This window comes from Serratia sp. BW106 (genome assembly GCF_002607755.1).
Lineage (GTDB): Bacteria > Pseudomonadota > Gammaproteobacteria > Enterobacterales > Enterobacteriaceae > Serratia > Serratia proteamaculans.
In genome coordinates, this window is record NZ_MCGS01000040.1 from 1 (window position 1) to 19,048 (window position 19,048).

The 19,048-nt window shown below is 54.4% G+C and carries 22 protein-coding genes; 10 read left to right on the forward strand and 12 right to left on the reverse strand.

Annotated features, from left to right (window positions below; all coding sequences use genetic code 11):
• Positions 1-112 precede the first annotated feature (112 nt).
• The 8 genes from BEI65_RS21975 to BEI65_RS22010 all read left to right on the forward strand — a co-directional run bounded on the left by BEI65_RS21975 (position 113) and on the right by BEI65_RS22010 (position 5,457).
• Entirely contained in the window at positions 113-661 is a 549-nt protein-coding gene (locus tag BEI65_RS21975; protein ID WP_099065093.1) for a lipoprotein, read from the forward strand.
• 261 nt (positions 662-922) lie between these two features.
• Positions 923-1,651 (forward strand): arginine ABC transporter ATP-binding protein ArtP, encoded by a 729-nt coding sequence (artP, locus tag BEI65_RS21980; RefSeq protein ID WP_099065094.1) that lies wholly within the window; start codon positions 923-925, stop codon positions 1,649-1,651.
• A gap of 33 nt (positions 1,652-1,684) precedes the next feature.
• Complete coding sequence (artJ, locus tag BEI65_RS21985) at positions 1,685-2,416, forward strand: arginine ABC transporter substrate-binding protein (protein WP_099065095.1); 732 nt, start codon at positions 1,685-1,687, stop codon at positions 2,414-2,416.
• A gap of 9 nt (positions 2,417-2,425) precedes the next feature.
• Complete coding sequence (gene artQ / locus BEI65_RS21990) at positions 2,426-3,142, forward strand: arginine ABC transporter permease ArtQ (protein ID WP_099065096.1); 717 nt, start codon at positions 2,426-2,428, stop codon at positions 3,140-3,142.
• Positions 3,142-3,810 carry an arginine ABC transporter permease ArtM gene (gene artM, locus BEI65_RS21995; RefSeq protein ID WP_085116031.1) on the forward strand — a complete coding sequence of 223 codons (669 nt, stop codon included), beginning with the start codon at positions 3,142-3,144 and terminating at the stop codon, positions 3,808-3,810. The genes artQ and artM overlap by 1 nt, the downstream gene beginning before the upstream one ends.
• Positions 3,811-4,018: 208 nt before the next feature.
• A complete protein-coding gene (locus BEI65_RS22000) occupies positions 4,019-4,753 on the forward strand; it encodes an arginine ABC transporter substrate-binding protein (RefSeq protein WP_099065097.1) in 735 nt (244 codons plus the stop codon).
• Between the two features lie 178 nt (positions 4,754-4,931).
• Positions 4,932-5,183 (forward strand): prevent-host-death protein, encoded by a 252-nt coding sequence (locus BEI65_RS27420; RefSeq protein ID WP_085116028.1) that lies wholly within the window; start codon positions 4,932-4,934, stop codon positions 5,181-5,183.
• On the forward strand, positions 5,173-5,457 hold the full coding sequence (locus BEI65_RS22010; RefSeq protein ID WP_085116027.1) for a type II toxin-antitoxin system RelE/ParE family toxin: 285 nt from the start codon (positions 5,173-5,175) through the stop codon (positions 5,455-5,457). Before BEI65_RS27420 ends, BEI65_RS22010 begins: the two co-directional genes overlap by 11 nt.
• Here the strand turns inward: BEI65_RS22010 and rlmC are convergent.
• The 9 genes from rlmC to BEI65_RS22060 all read right to left on the reverse strand — a co-directional run bounded on the left by rlmC (position 5,454) and on the right by BEI65_RS22060 (position 14,081).
• On the reverse strand, positions 5,454-6,581 hold the full coding sequence (rlmC, locus tag BEI65_RS22015) for a 23S rRNA (uracil(747)-C(5))-methyltransferase RlmC (RefSeq protein WP_099065098.1): 1,128 nt from the start codon (positions 6,579-6,581) through the stop codon (positions 5,454-5,456). The two genes, BEI65_RS22010 and rlmC, sit on opposite strands and share 4 nt — an antisense overlap.
• Before the next feature lie 68 nt (positions 6,582-6,649).
• The gene (locus tag BEI65_RS22020; protein WP_099065099.1) at positions 6,650-7,129 is read right to left on the reverse strand and encodes a YbjO family protein; all 480 of its coding nucleotides are present in this window, start codon (positions 7,127-7,129) and stop codon (positions 6,650-6,652) included.
• 304 nt (positions 7,130-7,433) lie between these two features.
• Positions 7,434-8,279: a putrescine ABC transporter permease PotI gene (gene potI / locus BEI65_RS22025; RefSeq protein ID WP_099065100.1), complete on the reverse strand. Its 846-nt coding sequence runs from the start codon at positions 8,277-8,279 to the stop codon at positions 7,434-7,436.
• Positions 8,276-9,241 (reverse strand): putrescine ABC transporter permease PotH, encoded by a 966-nt coding sequence (potH, locus tag BEI65_RS22030; RefSeq protein WP_369804778.1) that lies wholly within the window; start codon positions 9,239-9,241, stop codon positions 8,276-8,278. Before potH ends, potI begins: the two co-directional genes overlap by 4 nt.
• A 25-nt stretch (positions 9,242-9,266) precedes the next feature.
• Complete coding sequence (potG, locus tag BEI65_RS22035; protein WP_099065101.1) at positions 9,267-10,400, reverse strand: putrescine ABC transporter ATP-binding subunit PotG; 1,134 nt, start codon at positions 10,398-10,400, stop codon at positions 9,267-9,269.
• Between the two features lie 247 nt (positions 10,401-10,647).
• Positions 10,648-11,757, reverse strand: coding sequence for a spermidine/putrescine ABC transporter substrate-binding protein PotF (gene potF / locus BEI65_RS22045; protein ID WP_099065102.1), 1,110 nt, complete (start codon positions 11,755-11,757; stop codon positions 10,648-10,650).
• A gap of 408 nt (positions 11,758-12,165) precedes the next feature.
• Positions 12,166-12,645, reverse strand: coding sequence for a YbjN domain-containing protein (locus tag BEI65_RS22050; protein ID WP_099065103.1), 480 nt, complete (start codon positions 12,643-12,645; stop codon positions 12,166-12,168).
• 161 nt (positions 12,646-12,806) lie between these two features.
• On the reverse strand, positions 12,807-13,709 hold the full coding sequence (rimK, locus tag BEI65_RS22055; protein WP_099065104.1) for a 30S ribosomal protein S6--L-glutamate ligase: 903 nt from the start codon (positions 13,707-13,709) through the stop codon (positions 12,807-12,809).
• Positions 13,710-13,766: 57 nt separating this feature from the next.
• A complete protein-coding gene (locus BEI65_RS22060) occupies positions 13,767-14,081 on the reverse strand; it encodes a YbjC family protein (protein ID WP_099065105.1) in 315 nt (104 codons plus the stop codon).
• Positions 14,082-14,323: 242 nt separating this feature from the next.
• Between BEI65_RS22060 and BEI65_RS22065 the strand changes: the two genes are divergently transcribed.
• Positions 14,324-14,587 (forward strand): GrxA family glutaredoxin, encoded by a 264-nt coding sequence (locus tag BEI65_RS22065; protein ID WP_099065106.1) that lies wholly within the window; start codon positions 14,324-14,326, stop codon positions 14,585-14,587.
• A gap of 50 nt (positions 14,588-14,637) precedes the next feature.
• On the opposite strand, the gene BEI65_RS22070 is transcribed toward BEI65_RS22065, so the two are convergent.
• A complete protein-coding gene (locus tag BEI65_RS22070; protein ID WP_099065107.1) occupies positions 14,638-15,018 on the reverse strand; it encodes an inner membrane protein YbjM in 381 nt (126 codons plus the stop codon).
• 313 nt (positions 15,019-15,331) lie between these two features.
• Between BEI65_RS22070 and BEI65_RS22075 the strand changes: the two genes are divergently transcribed.
• On the forward strand, positions 15,332-17,020 hold the full coding sequence (locus BEI65_RS22075) for an aspartate:alanine antiporter (RefSeq protein WP_085116017.1): 1,689 nt from the start codon (positions 15,332-15,334) through the stop codon (positions 17,018-17,020).
• A gap of 203 nt (positions 17,021-17,223) precedes the next feature.
• On the opposite strand, the gene BEI65_RS22080 is transcribed toward BEI65_RS22075, so the two are convergent.
• Together BEI65_RS22080 and BEI65_RS22085 are read right to left on the reverse strand one after the other, a co-directional pair.
• Positions 17,224-18,192 (reverse strand): threonine/serine dehydratase, encoded by a 969-nt coding sequence (locus BEI65_RS22080; protein WP_099065108.1) that lies wholly within the window; start codon positions 18,190-18,192, stop codon positions 17,224-17,226.
• Between the two features lie 80 nt (positions 18,193-18,272).
• Positions 18,273-18,995 carry a substrate-binding domain-containing protein gene (locus BEI65_RS22085; RefSeq protein ID WP_099065109.1) on the reverse strand — a complete coding sequence of 241 codons (723 nt, stop codon included), beginning with the start codon at positions 18,993-18,995 and terminating at the stop codon, positions 18,273-18,275.
• Positions 18,996-19,048: the final 53 nt, after the last annotated feature.

Here is a 19,048-nt window from a genome sequence, read left to right on the forward strand (position 1 = left end):
TCCCGGAGGCACTCTGATGAAATGGCACGCAGTACGAATGCAAGGCCCGAAATCGCATTTATACTGTAGGCTAGTGGTCTTCATGGTAGAGACTTTCACATAAGGTAATGAGATGAAAACAAAAACGATTGCAGCAGTTTTGCCCTTAGCGCTGTTACTGAGTGCCTGCACCACCGTTGAACCGGCATTCAAGGATATCGGCACCCGTACCGGCGGTTGTGTGGAAGGCGGCCCGGATACGGTCGCACAGAAATTTTACGATCTGCGTCTGCAACAGGGTACCGGCACCACCCTGCCGGACAGCAACCGTCTGGCGCAACTGCAACCTTACCTGAGTAAAGTGCTGTACCAGGACCTGGTGACGGCCAACCAGAACCCGGGCAAGCATCAGATCACTGGCGATCTGTTCACCGGCAATGCTCAGGGGCCGACCAGCGCAACCGTCGCCAGCGCGTCGACCATTCCTAATACCGATGCCAAAAATATCCCGCTGCGCGTTCAGCTCAGCTACCAGAAAGACGGCGGCAGCGCGGTCAACTGGCAGGATGAAGTGCTGATGGTACGTGAGGGCACCTGTTGGGTGGTCGACGACATCCGCTATCTGAACGTACCGCCACACGCCGCCAGCGGTACGCTGCGCCAGGTGTTGGAAAACCAGTAAACCAACTCAACCACCGGTGCCCCACAGTGCCGGTGGTTAGAAAAATGCCCTGATCGCGCTCAACATTTGTTCACTTTGAGAAATTTCGCTACCTACCTCACAGCATGCACGACAAATCCCCCCTTCGAACCTGAGTCGCGGTATCTTGTGCTATCCTTTTACTATTCTGCCGCGCAGTAATAAATTTTAACGCACAAAGATTGCATAAGTATTCTGTGGAAGTTAACATTCGCGGCATCAATATCTATTCAATTTTGGCGCATGAGCATTCAACTTAACGGTATCAACTGCTATTACGGCGCACATCAGGCGCTGTTTGACATCACGCTGGATTGCCCAGCAGGGGAAACCTTAGTGCTGCTGGGTCCTAGCGGCGCGGGGAAAAGCTCATTGCTACGGGTGTTAAATCTGCTGGAAATGCCACGTTCAGGCCAATTGCAGATTGCCGGTAATCAATTCGACTTCAAACAGGCTCCGGGCGAAAAAGCCATTCGCGAGCTGCGTCAGAATGTCGGCATGGTCTTCCAGCAATACAACCTCTGGCCTCACCTCACCGTGGTGCAAAACCTGATCGAAGCACCGTGTCGCGTACTGGGCCTGACCAAGGCTCAGGCGATGGAGCGTGCCGACAAGCTGCTGAAGCGCCTGCGCCTGACCGACTTTGCCGATCGTTTCCCACTGCACCTTTCCGGTGGCCAGCAACAACGCGTGGCCATTGCCCGCGCGCTGATGATGGAACCGCAGGTGTTGCTGTTTGATGAGCCGACCGCCGCGCTGGATCCTGAAATTACCGCCCAAATCGTCAGCATCATTCGCGAGTTGGCCGGCACCGGCATCACCCAGGTGATCGTGACCCACGAAGTGGAAGTGGCGCGCAAAACCGCCAGCCGCGTGGTGTACATGGAAAACGGCCACGTTGTGGAACAGGGCGATGCCAGTCACTTCAAGCATCCACAGACCACCGAGTTTGCCAATTACTTATCACACTAACAATTCTACTTGCTGTAATTTGGGGAGTTTGCGATGAAAAAACTAATAATCGCCGCCGTTCTGGCTGGCATCAGCGTTTCCGCCTCCGCAGCCGAAACTATCCGTTTCGCTACCGAAGCTTCTTATCCTCCATTTGAATTTATTGACGCCAGCAACAAGATCCAGGGCTTTGATGTCGATCTGGCCAACGCGCTGTGTAAAGAGATCCAGGCCGAGTGCACTTTCACCAATCAGGCCTTTGACAGCCTGATCCCAAGCCTGAAGTTCAAGCGTTTCGACGCGGTGATGGCCGGTATGGACATCACGCCTGAGCGTGAAAAACAGGTGCTGTTTACCAAGCCGTATTACGACAACTCCGCCCTGTTTGTCGCCCAGAAAGGCAAAGTGGCTAATGTCGCTGCGCTGAAAGGCAAGAAAGTGGGCGTGCAGAACGGCACCACCCATCAGAAATACCTGACCGACAAGCACCCGGAAATCACCACCGTGCCTTATGACAGCTATCAGAACGCCATTCTGGATCTGAAAAATGGCCGCGTTGATGCGGTGTTCGGTGACACTGCGGTGGTCAACGAATGGCTGAAACAAAATGCGGCACTGGCCGCCGTAGGCGATAAGGTGACCGATAAAGACTACTTCGGTACCGGGTTGGGCATTGCCGTTCGCCAGAAAAATACCGATCTGCAGGGCAAGTTCAACGCCGCTCTGGACAAGATCAAACAGGATGGGACTTACCAAACCATCTACAAAAAATGGTTCCAGCAGTAATCAACTCCGATGAATGAAATTCAACCTTTAGCAAGCGCCGCCGGGATGACCGTCGGCCTTGCCGTTTGTGCCCTTATCCTGGGGCTGATCCTGGCGATGCTGTTTGCCGTCTGGGAGTCATCACGCTGGAAAGTGGTTAGCTGGCTCGGCACCGCCTGGGTCACCCTGCTGCGCGGCCTGCCGGAAATTCTAGTGGTGCTGTTCATCTATTTCGGCTCATCGCAGCTGTTGTTGATGCTGTCCGATGGCTTCACCCTGAACCTTGGCCTGTTCCAACTGCCGGTCCAACTGGCGATTGATAACTTCGAAGTCAGCCCGTTCCTGTGCGGCGTAATTGCCCTCGCCCTGCTCTATTCTGCCTATGCCTCGCAAACGCTGCGCGGCGCGCTGAAGGCCGTACCGCAGGGACAGTGGGAATCCGGTCAGGCGTTGGGGATGAGCACCACGGCGATTTTCTTTCGCCTGATCATGCCGCAGATGTGGCGTCATGCCCTACCCGGCCTGGGTAACCAGTGGCTGGTGTTGCTGAAGGATACCGCGCTGGTGTCACTGATCAGCGTTAACGATCTGATGCTGCAAACCAAAAGCATCGCTACCCGCACCCAGGAGCCTTTTACCTGGTACGTGATTGCGGCGGCGATTTATCTGGTGGTCACCCTGTTCAGCCAGTACATCATTAAACGCATCGAACTGCGCACCACGCGTTTTGAGCGGGGGCCATCCTGATGTTTGAGTTCTTGCCTGAAATTCTCAAAGGGCTGCACACCAGCCTGACGCTGACCATTACCGCCCTGATCGTGGCGCTGGTGCTGTCACTGGTGCTGACGGTGATCCTGACGCTGAAAACGCCGATCCTGACGCCGTTGGTGAAAATCTACATCACCCTGTTCACCGGTACGCCGCTGCTGGTGCAGATCTTCCTGATCTACTACGGCCCAGGCCAGTTCCCGGCGATCCGCGAATATCCGTGGCTGTGGGATTTGCTGTCGCAGCCGTGGCTGTGTGCAATGATCGCATTGGCGCTGAACAGTGCAGCCTACACCACCCAACTGTTCTACGGTGCCGTGCGAGCGATCCCGGCCGGTCAGTGGCAATCGTGCGAAGCGCTCGGCATGTCACGCGCACAGTCGTTGCGTATCCTGTTGCCGTTCGCCTTTAAGCGTGCGCTGTCGTCTTACTCCAACGAAGTGGTGCTGGTGTTCAAAAGTACCTCTCTGGCCTACACCATCACTCTGATGGAAGTGATGGGCTACAGCCAACTGATGTATGGCCGTACCTACGACGTGATGGTGTTTGGTGCCGCCGGGCTGGTGTATCTGTGCGTCAACGGCCTGCTGACGCTGCTGATGCGTCTGGTGGAACGCCGGGCGCTGGCTTTCGAACGCCGCAACTGAGTGAGTTGACCCACGCTCTCAAAGCCCTGCCATCGCGCGGGGCTTTTTTATACCCAATGCAAATTTTTAATCATTTATATTGCATATTAATTCATTAAATGGCAGGGTTAACACCGAGCAACAGCCGCCAAAACATCTGGGTTATTGTCAGTAAAATCAAGCGGTGACGAGATAAAAACACGCAGACTTGCAGACAGGAGTTTTAAGCATGAAAAAACTATTACTGGCCGCCACGGTATTAGCGGGCATCGCCTTCAACGCCAGCGCAGCCGAGACCATTCGCTTCGCCTCTTCCGCCACCTATCCGCCGTTCGAGTCGCTGGATGCCAATAACAAGATCGTGGGCTTCGATATCGATCTGGCCAACGCATTGTGCAAACAAATGAAGGCCGAATGCACCTTCACCAACCAGGCCTTCGACAGCCTGATAGCCGCGCTGAAATTCAAGAAATACGATGCCGTGATTTCCGGAATGGACATCACGCCCGAGCGCAGCAAGCAAGTTTCCTTCACCCAGCCCTATTACGCCAACTCGGCGATTGTGATTGCCGAGAAAGGTAAGTTCAGCTCGCTGGCGGATCTGAAAGGGAAAAAGATCGGCATGGAGAACGGCACCACTCACCAAAAATACATGCAGGACAAGCATCCGGAGATTAACACCGTCTCTTACGACAGCTATCAGAACGCCATTCTCGAACTGAAAAATGGCCGCATTGACGGGGTCTTCGGTGACACTGCCGTGGTAAATGAGTGGCTGAAGAACAACCCTCAGTTGGCCCCGGTCGGCGAGCATGTTACCGATGCACAATACTTCGGTACCGGACTGGGCATTGCGGTACGACCAGACAATCAGGCGCTGCTGACCAAGCTTAATAGCGCGCTGGACGCCATCAAGGCCGACGGCACCTACAAAGCCATTAACGACAAGTGGTTCCCACAGTAAGCGCTGTTCAGGGCGTGGGATGCCACGCCCTGAGTGTGATGGCAAAGTTTTCTTTAAACCCGAGATACCTGTGCCTGGCGCACCGATGGACGGCCTGCCTATTACCATAGCCACAACATTGCCCACAGCCCCTTTCAGTGCTAAATTTGATACTAAATTTAATACCAAAGGAAATACTATGATCGTCCAACCCATTCTGGCTGATTCAGCTGTCAGCATCAGCGATTTTAAAAAGTCACCCAACGCGGCACTTAAAGAAGCCAACGGACAGCCCGTCGCCGTGCTTACTAATGGAAAAATTTCCGGCTATTACGTCTCTCCCGAAACCTGGCAAGCCATTGCTGAATGCCTGGAAGATATCGAACTCGCTGAAATAGTCCGCTCACGGATGAGTGGCAAACGTATTAAGGTCAATCTGGATGACTTATAATCTTGAATTTGAAGAACATGCACTGAAGGAATTTAAGAAGTTGGCTCCGGTGATCCGAGAGCAGTTCAAGAGGAAACTGGTGGCCGTGGTGGAAAACCCGTTGGTCCCCGCCAATAAGCTATCCGGCCTGCCTGATTGTTATAAAATAAAACTCAAGGCTTCGGGCTACCGGCTGGTCTATCGCGTCATCGGCGAGGAGATTGTGGTGCTGGTACTTTCGATAGGTAAACGTGAACGCTCCGAAGCCTATACTTCAGCCAAAAAACGCCTTTAATTACGAACCAGCAGCGTCAGCACTTCGTAATGGGCGGTGTGCGGGAACATATCAAACAGCTGCACGCGCTCGATGCGGTAATCCGGCAACATCTCAATGTCTTTCGCCATGCTCTCGGCGTTGCAACTCGAATACAGAATATAGCCTGGTGCCATCTGGTTCAGATAGTCGCACAGCGCCTTGCCAATGCCGCGGCGCGGCGGATTGACCAGCACCAGTTGCGGCACGCTGCCTTCGGCCGTAGCGAACTGAGTAGAATCCAGCGCCTTAAAATCGACGTGTTGCAAACCCAGGGTTTCCGCCGACTGGCGCGCACAGGCAATCGCCTCGGCACTGATCTCAATGCCGGTCAGCCGTGTTTCCGGCTGGGCACAATGCAGGCCAAACCCACCCACACCGCAGAACAGGTCCCACATGCTGTCGATAGCCAGCGCCCGTACCCAGTCGCGAGCGGTGGAGTAAAGTTCGGCGGCCACCTGCGGATTGGTCTGAAAGAAGCTTTGCGGGCGGATGTACAGCGGCACCTGATTAAACCGCTCTTCCAGGGCCTGCTGCCCGGTCAGCGGGATCTCCCGTTCCCCTTCCATAATCGCCATATGCACCGGCTGAATATTAGCGGAGATCACCCTGAGCTGCGGCAACTGCTGTTGCAGCCACGGCAGCGCTGCGCGTAGTTGCGCAAGTTTGCTATCGGAACGCAGTACAAAACGCAGCATTACGCCACCGCTGTGGGTACTTTCAGTCAGCAGTAGGTACTTCAGTTCACCGCGTTTACGCGCCACGTTGTAGGGCGTCAGACCGGCGCGGGCGATAAAGCTTTTCAACACATCGAACATCGGCGCAAAACTGGCCGGATACAGCGGGCAGGCACTCAGATCCACCGGCGTACCGTCGCGATGCAGCATGCCAAGTAGCGGACGCTCTACGCTGCCGCTGACCACCATTTTGGCTTTATTGCGAAATGCGCTCTGCTCACCGGCGATCGGTTCCAGCCACTGTGCGACGTCACGGTCGGCCAGCAGTGATTGCAGATGATGCTGTTTGTCCGTCAGTTGCTGCGGGTAAGGCTTTTCCAGCCACTGACAGGAACGGCAGGTGCCCGCCGTATACAAAGCGCAATGCATGAAGATAACCCTGAGTTCGGGGTGAATAATTAAGGGCGCAAAGTTTATCACTCTACGCCGTTAAAATCTCAATTGCGCGCGGCGAAATAACGGCGGCTGGTGGCGGGAACAAACATTAACGCCAGAATGACGACGTCCGGGATTTTTTGCAGGATCAGCACGTGCAGAATTTGGCCGCTGGTTTCACCTTCGACGGTAAACACCTCCGGCAGAAAGCTGCCAATAGTCGCCAACAGCAGATAACCAACCACCAGACACTGGCAGGCCACATAGACCCAACGGCCCCAGTTGCGACCGCGCATCACCGCGAAACCGCAGCTAATTTGCAGGCACAGCAGTACCAGACCGGCCAAAAATATCAGGGTGGAATCCCAGGCCTGCGCACTGGTGCTGACAAACTCCTGAGCGCCATCGACGCCCAGCTCGCCCAACAGCAACAGCACGCTGATGCACTTGATCGCCACCATCGCCGTTCCGGCCACCATCACCGGCACTGGCGCATCTGAAGTCGTTCTCATTCCCTGCCTGCTATTCAGCATGTTTGACATGTCCATGTTCCGCAACGAAACGCCTCCTATACCCGTCATCTTTCAAGTTACAGCGTTGTTACCTGCGCTCAGTTATGTGGCCCGTCCATGGGCCACCCCCCTTTGGGGCCGCTGCTAGCAGCGTTCAAATCTGCTCCCGGCAGATTTGTCACCCCAGTTACTTACTTAAGTAAGCGCCTGGGGATGAGCGAGCTGGCCGCCTAGCTGTAACTCGAAAGCTATAGGGTATATTCAAACGAGATATATAAAGTCAGGTAATCAATTGCAATACCAATAATTGCAAAAATAGCAGGTTTAATCAGACTCAGCTACGGGCAGCCTTTTGTAATTCGCGCGATCGCTGTTTTTCCGAGCGCGCCATAAACCACCATGCAATCAGGCCGATAACGCCGACCACCAGCAAGATCAAACTCGCCAGGGCGTTGATTTCCGGATTAACCCCCATGCGCACGCTGGAGAACACCAACATCGGCAAGGTGGTCGCCCCCGGTCCGGCGACAAAGCTGGCAATCACCAGATCGTCCAGCGACAAGGTAAACGCCAACATCCAGCCGGCGATCAGCGCCGGGGCAATCATCGGCAAAGTGATCACAAAGAACACTTTCAACGGCGTTGCGCCCAGATCCATCGCCGCCTCTTCGATCGAGCGATCCAACTCACGCAGACGCGAACTGATCACCACCGAAACATAGGCAGTACAGAAGGTGACGTGCGCTAGCCAGATGGTGAACATGCCCCGTTCCGACGGCCAGCCAAAGGTGTGCCCCATCGCCACAAACAGCAGCAGCAGCGACAGGCCGGTGATCACGTCCGGCATAACCAGTGGAGCGGTCAGCATAAAGGCAAAGCCGGTTGACCCCCGGAAACGCCCAAAGCGCACCATCACCATTGCTGCAATCGCCCCCAACACCACCGCGGCAGTCGCTGAGGCGGCCGCAATGGTCAGGCTGAGCCCGACGGCACTGATCATCGCCGAATCATGGAACAGCGCGGTATACCAGCGCGTCGACCAACCGGCCCACACCGTCACCAGTTTGGAGCTGTTGAACGAGTAGATCACCAACATCAACATCGGTGCGTACAAGAAGGTGAAGCCTATCACCAGAATGGCGATACGCCACGGTGAGCGCACTACCGGCAAGTTGTTCATCCCCGCCCCCCCATTTCCTTATTCTGGTGCTTGTGGAACCAGAGAATCGGCACGATCAACAGCAGCAACATGACGGTAGCAACCGCCGAGGCCACCGGCCAGTCGCGGTTATTAAAGAACTCCTGCCACAGCACCCGCCCGATCATAATGCTGTCCGGCCCTCCCAGCAGTTCGGGGATCACGAACTCACCCACCGCCGGAATAAACACCAGCATCGAACCGGCAATAATGCCACCACGGGTCAATGGCATAATCACGCTGAAGAAGGTTTTCAACGGTTTGGCGCCCAGATCCAGCGAAGCCTCTACCAGCGAATAATCCAGCCGCGTCAGCGCGGTATAAATCGGCAGCACCATAAACGGCAGATAGGAATACACCACGCCGATATACACCGCCAGATTGGTGTGCAGGATCACCAACGGCTGATCGATTACCCCCAACCACAACAAGAAATTATTCAGAATACCGTTGTTTTTCAGGATGCCCATCCAGGCGTAGACGCGGATCAGGAACGAGGTCCACGACGGCAGGATCACCAGCAACAGCAAGATATTGCGGGTTGAGGATTTGCTGTGTGCCACAGCCCAGGCCAGCGGGTAGCCGATGATCAGGCAACACACCGTCGACACCGCCGCCACCTGCAGCGATTGCAGATAGGCGTCCAGATACAGCGGATCGTCAGTTAATTGCAGGTAGTTGGCGAAATTGAGCGCGATGTCCAGCTTGCCGTCTGCCCAACTCATCAGGTCGGTGTAAGGCGGCACGGCCAGCGCCAGTTCCGCCAGGCTGATCTTGAACACAATCAGGAACGGCAACAAGAACAGCAGCGTCAACCACAGCAACAGCATCGCAATCACCAGCTTGCGGCCATGAGCCATCTGCAGGCGTTGGAAAAAAGCTTTCAGCGGACCGGGTCCTTTGGCAGGAGGTTCCGGCGGCGTGCGTTCAGCAAGCATTGTCATAATGATTATTCCTCACCTTCTCAACTCACACCGTCAACACGACACAGCTGTCGGCTTCCCAGCTCAGGCGGACTTCATCGCCCCAGGTCGGCATCCCTTTGCGGAATCGGTGGCCGTTCTGCAATTGGGCGCTAATCATCTGACCGCTGTGCAACTTCACGTGGTAGATCGACAGATCGCCGAGGTAAGCGATATGCACCACCTCCCCGACCGCAAAGTTGCAGCCGTCTTGCGGTACGTCTTCGCACAACATGATTTTTTCCGGCCGTAGCGCAACCTGGATCGGCACGCCGTCCACGACCGAGGCATCGGAATCCACCTTAATCGCATGGCGCAGGCCGGGGCTTTGCAGGATCAATCCATCGTCATGACGCTCTTGCAGTACGCAGTCAAACACGTTGACCGAGCCAATAAATTCGGCGCTAAAGCGGCTGTTGGGATGCTCGTAGATCTCTTCTGGCTCGCCGATCTGCACAAATTTGCCACGGTTCATGATGGCGATACGCCCCGCCATGGTCATGGCTTCTTCCTGATCGTGGGTAACCATCACACAGGTCACACCGACCCGCTCAAGAATATCCGTCACTTCCAACTGCATGCGGTCACGCAGCTTTTTATCCAGGGCGCCCATCGGCTCATCCAACAGCAGCAGCTTCGGCCGTTTGGCCAGGCTGCGTGCCAGTGCCACCCGCTGGCGTTGACCACCAGACAGTTGATGCGGTTTACGTTTGGCAAACTCCTGCATGTGCACCAGCGACAGCATCTCCGCCACCCGAGCGGCGATTTCTGCGCGCGGCATTTTGTCCTGCTTCAGGCCAAAGGCGATGTTTTGCTCTACTGTCATGTGCGGGAACAGCGCGTAGGACTGGAACATCATGTTGATCGGCCGCTGGTAAGGCGGCACGTGCGACATATCCTGCCCATCGAGCACAATCTGCCCTTCCGTCGGCTGTTCAAAGCCGGCCAGCATGCGCAATAGCGTCGATTTTCCGCAGCCGGAGGGGCCCAGCAAGGCAAATATTTCGCCCTTATAGATGGTCAGGCTGACGTCTTCGACCGCGTTTTGGCCATCAAAGGTTTTGGTGAGGTTACGGATTTCCAGCAGAGGGGTGAAGACCTTCTGCGACTTGGCTTGAGGACGAGGGATAGCGTCGTTCAATCGGGGTGCTCTCCGGTGCAAACAGTACAAAAAACCACGGCGATTGCCATGGCCCAAAATGGCAACGCAGGCGGGGAGCACCCGCCTGCTGGTATGATACCGGGCTCAGCGTACTGAGCCCCTACCCATCATCCTTCAAGCTGCCTCTGTGTTGGCTGTGCCCGCTCACCCCAGTCACTTAGTTGACTAAGCTCCCAGGGATTTACGGCCTTGCCGCCTTGATGCAACTCGAATTATTTAGGGTATGTCATTTCCCGCTTTTAACTTTAGTCCAGGCGCGGGTAATCACACGGTCCAGCTTCGGCGATTGCACGTTCAGCGTAAACAGCTTGGCGCGCAGATCGGCCGGTGGGTACACGTTCGGGTTGTCGCGCACCTCGGCATTGACCAGCGGAGTGGAATCTTTCACCGCGTTGGCGTAGTACACATAGTTGCTGATCCCTGCCATCACGTCCGGCTTCATCAGGAAGTTCAGGAACTGGTAGGCAGCGTCCTTATTTTTGGCATCTGCCGGCATGGCAAACATGTCAAAGTAAGTCAGGGCCCCTTCTTTCGGGATCGCATAGGCGACGTTCACGCCGTTCTTCGCTTCTTTGGCACGGTTGGCCGCCTGCATCACGTCGCCGGACCAGCCGATCGCTACGCAGATGTCACCGTTCGCCAGATCGTTGATGTACTGGGAAGAGTGGAAGTAACGGATGTTCGGCCGCAGCTTGAGCAGCAGATCGTTGGCCGCACCGGTGTAATCCGCTGCGTTGGTGCTATTGGGATCTTTGCCCAGATAGTGCAGCACGGTGGCATACACCTCACTTGGCGCATCCAGGAAGGAAACGCCACAGCTCTTCAGCTTCTCGAGGTTTTCCGGTTTGAGGATCAGATCCCAGCTGTCGACCGGGGCATCTTTGCCCAGCACCGCCTTCACTTTATCGACGTTATAGCCGATGCCAGTGGTCACCATCAGATAAGGAATACCGTACCTGTTGTCCTTGTCATTGTGAGCCACCAGTTGCAGCATCTCGGGATCAAGGTTTTTGTAGTTCGGCATTTTGCTCTTGTCGAGCGGCTCAAAAATACCGGCCTTCGACTGTCGCTCAAGGAAGTTGGATGAAGGTACTACCAGATCATAACCTGTGCTGCCCGCCATCAACTTGCCTTCCAACACTTCGTTGGAGTCAAAGACGTCGTACACCACTTTAATGCCGGTTTCTTTCTGGAATTTGGCTAAGGTATCCGGCGCAATATAGTCGGACCAGTTATAGACGTGCAGCGTTTTTTCCTCGGCTGACGCTGTGACGGACCCGGCCATCAGCAGGCCGGCAACAACACCCGATAACCACTTTTTACGTTGGGTGACCATCCGTAACTTCCTCCAAAACAGGGGTGAATCATAGAATTGAACTTGTATCGCGAAAGGATACAAAACCTTTCCTGATCGAGCGCAATCGTTGCAACCGCGGATTGAATGGCTATGCAATTGATTGCATACGCCTTTTTCAGTTGCTCAGCCCGCATGGTCACCAGGGGAATCGCAAGCCCTTAGCAGAATCAGCAGCATAACCGCTGTTGCCGGAACGCACCAGCCTCCGGGGTTAAAACCGGCTTTTATCGATTTTTTATGCAGTTTGTCTGTATGTGATACGGCATTAAGGGCATAAACGACGAAGAATATCTGGTAACAGAGGGTAAAACGCAGAATATATTATTGCGGAAGGGAATAACGGCAGCATGCCGCCAGAGCAGCGGCACACATAATGTACAGTGGGGATCAGTGCAGCATTGGCAGGCGGTCAGTCGCAGCCGTGTTATCTTCTTCGTCACCCATAAACAGCAGATCGTTCGCCCGCGCCTCGAGGATCACCATCGAGATTTGCTCTTCGCCCTGCTGCATAAAGTGGGTGAACTGCTCCAGCGTGACGCCAACGGCGATGCTCAGCGACTGGCAGACGATCAGCTTCGGCAGGTTATCGTCCTGGATATCAACAAAGGCTTTGATGGTCAGCGAACTGGCGTTGATCTGGCTGAGATCGGCCACCAGCGGGATCAAGGCGGTCGGCTTCACCTCGGCCAGCGCAGAGAACAGCAGCACGTTGTCGACCAGATCGAGCTTGGCATCGAATACGCCGTCGAAATTTTGCATGTGCGGCAGGTGCAGCGCCTGACAGGAATCGCACTCAAAGAAAGAAATGCCCGATTGATCCAGCCAGCGTCGTAACAATGCCAAATCAGGGACAATGAGTGAATCCATAATACCAGCCTCACAATATTCAAAACGCGAAAAGGCGCATAGCTTACGGAATATTGCCCCGCTACGCCACGATCAATGCGGCTTAATTCGCTATTAAGGTAAATATGGTTGAGAAAAAGCCACAACTCCAGCCGCGGAAAGGCGAATTTTTTGCAAGCCACTTATCCGCCCGATTTCAACCTAAAACCTGGCCTGCCGCGCTGCTCAATATACTCGATCATCCTGCCGGCGATATCCAACCCGGTGGTGCTCTCCACCCCTTCCAGGCCCGGCGAAGCATTGACCTCCATCACCAGCGGACCACGCGCCGCACGCAGAATATCCACCCCGGCGACGTCCAGCCCCAGCGTAATGGCGGCCTTGACCGCAATCGCCCGCTCTTTGGCGGTGATGTTCACCTTGCGGGCGGTGCCGCCACGGTGCAGATTGGAACGAAACTCCCCGGGTTTGGCCTGGCGCTCAATCGCCGCCACCACTTTTCCGCCCACCACCAGACAGCGCACATCGCTGCCCTGTGCCTCGCGAATGTATTCTTGCACCAGAATATGGGCGTTAAGGCCGCGAAAGGCATCAATCACGCTTTCCGCCGCCTGACGCGTTTCCGCCAGTACCACGCCGATACCCTGGGTGCCCTCCACCAACTTGACCACCAGTGGCGCGCCGCCGACCAGTTCGATCAAATCCCCGGTGTCGTCCGGCGAATGGGCAAACCCGGTGATCGGCAGATCGATCCCCTGCCGCGCCAGCAACTGCAGCGAACGAAGTTTGTCGCGTGCACGGGTGATCGCTACCGACTCATTCAGCGGGTAGCTGCCCAGCAGTTCAAACTGGCGCAGCACCGCGGTGCCGTAAAAGGTGATGGCGGAGCCGATACGCGGGATCACCGCATCGTAACGCTCCAGTTGACGACCGCGATAATGGATAGTCGGTGCCGCCGGGTTGATGTTCATATAGCAGGAGAGCGGATCGATAACCTCAATGCTGTGGCCGCGCTGCTCCGCCGCCTCAACCAAACGCTTACATGAGTACAACGTTCCATCGCGCGAAAGAATGGCAATTTTCACTTGTCACCCCAAAAAGGCAAACACCTGCCTGGCAGGCCTGTCAGCGGCGGCCGTGACTCAGGCACGCGGCTCATTGTCGTTTTTATCGTCCGGCGTTATTTTTGCTGCAGACTTGGGTCGATCGTTCTGCGGCGGCTGACCACCACGCATCAACGGGCCAAACCCCTGCACCACACGCCAAACCAGAAACGCCGCTGCCGGCACCATCAGCGCCACGCCGAGGAAAATCATCCCCACCGCCGCCTGCTGTGAAGCCAGCCACCCCGGCAATTGAACGTGGCTGTGAATGCTCAAATAGGCCAGCACCAACAACAGCATCCCCAGCCCTTCCAAAACCAGCACCGTACGCGGTAAGTCACCGAATGAACGCATATTTTTCTTCTCCAGAAGCTCTGCCTCCAGTGTAGTGAATTCCCATTGATGACGACAGCCCCGGCGGCTTAATCGGTTACATGAATCAGAGTAACAGGTAATTCCTGCTTTTTTTTCGCCGACCCAACGGGCATAGTAGTCGCCATCAATGCGGGTAATGCTCAAGCTTAAGTCTTTTTTGACTGACAGAATGTCATTGCAGTTGCGAGTAAATTATTGAATATCAATCTAAGGAGTGTTGCATGTTTGCAGTTATCTTCGGGCGCCCAGGCTGTCCTTATTGTGTCCGTGCGAAAGAGTTGGCGGAAAAACTGACTGAAGAACGTGACGATTTCAACTTCCGTTATGTTGATATCCACGCTGAAGGCATCACCAAGGCCGACCTGGAAAAAACCGTCGGCAAGCCGGTAGAAACCGTACCGCAGATTTTCCTCGATGAGAAACACATCGGCGGCTGCACCGATTTCGAAGCTTATGCCAAAGACAACCTGAACCTGTTCCAGTAAGTTTCAGGCAGAACGACAAAAAGGCGCTTAGAGCGCCTTTTTTATTGCCGTTAGCCACGATGACACTGGCGGTAGGCCTGCAACAGGCTACGCACAAACAGAGCCAGCAACGCACCGAACACGCACCAGAACACTGCGCTGGTCGCATAAGCCAGTTCCTGCCAGACCGAGGCAGACGGCGTTAGCCAGAAATGACGGATGACCAGACACAGCGGCAGTGCATACAACGCCCCCAACAGCGGGCAGAGAATACGTTTTTTGCTCGACAAGTAGCTCGCGACCACGCCGGGTAGCACAAACAGCAGCAGGCCGGTTTCACCCCGATGCTCATGATCCGTGCTGCCAAATGCCCCACTCTGCTGGCCGAGATACACCAGGCTGAACAGCAGAAAACAGCTTAAAATTCCCCACCAATACCGTTCACTCGCCATGCCCCCTCCCCTTTAACCTCGTTAACCACCGTAAAAATCAGCCGTGCCACAAAGCCGGTGACGCCTTGCCGTAAACCGACAATGCTGAACTGAACTTTTTCCTTGGCCTAAAGAGAGTTAAATGCTTTCGGCAGGGCATGGATCCAGCTTTATGCTGGCTGTCACGCGCCATAGCGACTAGAATAAACGCCGCCGATCGATGGTTCGAATCGCCTTTCGCTGGTTAGTTATTTATGACGTCGCTTTTTGACTGAATTTATATCTTATATTTATCTATATCAAGCACTTACTGGTAAACAATAAGTTATCCTACGTGAACATAAACGTCGCTAGTTTGTTAAACGGTAACTACATCCTGTTACTGTTCGTGGTACTCGCACTGGGGCTGTGCCTCGGTAAAGTCCGTCTGGGCTCCGTTCAACTCGGTAATTCCATTGGTGTTTTGGTGGTTTCGCTGCTGCTCGGCCAACAACACTTCGCCATTAACACCGAAGCGCTGAATCTCGGCTTTATGCTGTTTATTTTCTGTGTGGGTGTGGAAGCCGGACCTAACTTTTTCTCGATATTTTTCCGCGACGGCAAAAATTACCTGATGCTGGCGCTGGTGATGGTCGGTTCCGCAATGGTGATCGCCATCGGCCTCGGCAAACTGTTCCATTGGGATATCGGCCTGACCGCCGGCATGCTCGCCGGATCCATGACCTCGACCCCGGTATTGGTGGGCGCCGGCGATACGCTGCGTAATACCATCACCAATGGTCCCGCCCTGCTGGCGGCGCAGGATCATCTGAGCCTCGGCTACGCACTGACTTACCTGATTGGCCTGGTGAGCCTGATTTTCGGCGCGCGCTATCTGCCCAAGCTGCAACATCAAGACCTCTCCACCTCTGCCCAGCAAATTGCCCGTGAACGCGGCCTGGACACCGATAGCCAACGCAAGGTTTACCTGCCGGTCATCCGCGCTTACCGCGTTGGCCCGGAGTTGGTGGCCTGGGCCGATGGCAAAAATCTGCGTGAGCTGGGCATTTATCGTCAGACCGGCTGCTATATCGAACGTATCCGCCGCAACGGTATTTTGGCTAACCCGGACGGCGACGCCGTGCTGCAGGTGGGCGATGAGATTTCGTTGGTTGGTTATCCGGATGCCCATGCGCGGCTGGATCCCAGCTTCCGTAATGGCAAAGAAGTGTTCGACCGTGATCTGCTGGACATGCGCATCGTCACCGAAGAGATCGTGGTCAAGAACAGCAATGCGGTGAACAAGCGCCTGAGCCAGTTGAAGCTGACCGATCATGGCTGCTTCCTCAACCGGGTGATCCGCAGTCAGATTGAAATGCCTATCGACGACAGTATCGTGCTCAACAAAGGTGACGTGCTGCAGGTCAGTGGCGACGCCCGACGGGTGAAAAGCGTGGCGGAGAAGATCGGCTTTATCTCAATCCACAGCCAGGTCACCGACCTGCTGGCCTTCTGCGCCTTCTTTATCATCGGGCTGCTGATTGGCCAGATCACCATTCAGTTCAGCAATTTCTCATTCGGCATCGGCAACGCCGCCGGTCTGCTGATGGCAGGCATCATGCTCGGCTTCCTGCGTGCCAACCACCCGACCTTCGGCTACATTCCGCAGGGCGCGCTAAACATGGTGAAAGAGTTCGGCCTGATGGTGTTTATGGCCGGTGTCGGTCTGAGCGCCGGTGCCGGTATCGGCAACAGCCTCGGTGCCGTTGGCGGCCAGATGCTAATCTCCGGGTTAATCGTCAGTCTGGTACCGGTGGTGATCTGCTTCCTGTTCGGCGCCTACGTGCTGCGTATGAACCGCGCCCTGCTGTTCGGTGCGATTATGGGGGCCCGCACCTGTGCACCCGCGATGGAAATTATCAGCGACACCGCGCGCAGCAACATCCCGGCGCTGGGCTATGCCGGGACCTACGCCATCGCTAACGTACTGTTAACCCTGGCGGGCTCGCTGATTGTGGTGTTATGGCCGGGGATCCTCGGCTAACCGATAAGCAAAGAAGATGAATCAGTGGCAAAAATAATTTGAAATTTTTATCCCCGGTGAGAACTTTCCTTTCAGGGGGTAGTCTTAATTAGTGCCACTGCTTTTCTTTGATGTCCCCATTTTGTGGAGCCCGTTAGTCCCGCCTTTTTAGGTTCAAGACTATCGGGTTTTTTATTGCCTGAATAAACTCCGCAGGGGCTAAATCACAGGGTTTGCGAGTAGCTAAGCCATTTAGACATGTCCTGATGGGAGATATTTCCACCGCACACGACAATCCCGATGACGGCGTCAGCGGGAAGTTGGGGAGCAATGGTCATAGCCGCAGGTATCAGCGTCCCGGACGCCAGTTCAACCCATTGTTTTGCCTCTTCGCCAAAGGCCACCATTCCCTCTATCGCGGCCTTATCCGATACCACAACCACTTCCTCGATATAAGCTTGAGCATGGGCCAGCATCACTTTATCAATGACAGGTACACCGAGAGTAGAAATAATTGAAGTGACCTCAATGTTCACCGGCTTGCCGGCGCACAATGCCTGGTGCATCGAACTTGCCCCAGAGGTTTCAACCCCCCAAATTCTAATCTCTGGCTTTATGGCTTTTAGCGCGGTTGCCACACCGGCCAGCATACCGCCACCTCCCACCGCAACCAGGACGTCGGTAAGCTCCGGGCAGTCGGCAATGAACTCAAGCGCCAGGGTTCCGTGCCCTTCGGCGATCAGCGAGTCGTTGCAATCATCAATGACTACGTATCCCTGCTCAGCCAAAGCCTTAGCCCGCTCAAACGCAGCGTGAACGTCAGATTCCACGATAACAGAGCTGCCCAGTTCACCCACCCGGTAGATGGCGGTTGCCGGAGCACTTTTCGGCATAATGATAGTGACATCAGCCCCAAAGATCTTCGCCGCCTCGGCTATCGCAATGCCAAAATTACCGCCACTCACCGCCACAAACCGCTTATCTTTAACATCGCCCGCCAGGCTCAAAAACTTGTTAAGCACGCCCCGTGATTTAAAAGAACCACCAAGCTGCGTGTTTTCAAGTTTCAGAAAAACCGGCCTCTGTAGTTTTTCGGTCAGTTTCGGCCCTGGAATAGTGGCGGTACGAATAACTTTACCGTTGAGCCGTTCTGCTGCTTCGGTAATGGCGCTAAATTCAATTAATTTTGTCATTTTTCCCAGTCAGGTAGGTTTAGTCACTATAGGTATAATTAATTTAATGACTTTTATCAGTAAAATCCAGGCAGCCTATGTTATCGATCTTTCGAACCCTCGCCAGGGTTTTCCCCTTCATATTTGGCACTCAACGCTTTCAACTTATTAACCAACCAGCGGCCCGCAGGGCCAGGTGGATTGGATGAGTTAACGGCCACGGACATCGGCATTAAGAAGAACATTTCTGACATATCTTTTATTTTAAGCGGGGTGAGTCTTTTATCTTCGATATCTTGCTTTACCATTTGGTATGGCATGCTTCCCCAACCAAGTCCTGCCAATAGACACTCTCTTTTGACCGACAAATCCGTTAACTTCCACACCTTCGGCGATACGACACCAAAATTAAGGTCTTTAGAAACATTAGTTTTATCAATTATTATGAGTTGAACATGTTTGCTGACCTCTTTTCTGGAGAGATCTGAACTTTGTAGTGATAGCGGGTGGTCATGAGATGCGACAAAAACATGCGAGGTAGACAGCAGAAAATCACAGCTAATTGAAGGCGGTAGCTCTGGAAGAAAACCGATTATCGAGATCTGACAGGATTTATCCAATAAAGGCTGTACTGTGCCCCCCAGAGCATTAACAGTAATATTAACTGCGACGCTATCATAGCTTTCATGTAACTCCTTAACTGCCGCAGTTAGCAAACCCATAGGGAACATAATGTCCACGACCAGGGACACCTCTGATTCCATCCCTTCCGATATTTTCCTGGCAGTAGTTTTAAAGTCATTAACCCTATTAATAACTTCCATCGCCTCTATAAATAAAATATTCCCTTCAGAGGGGCTTTGTTGAATAAATCAGA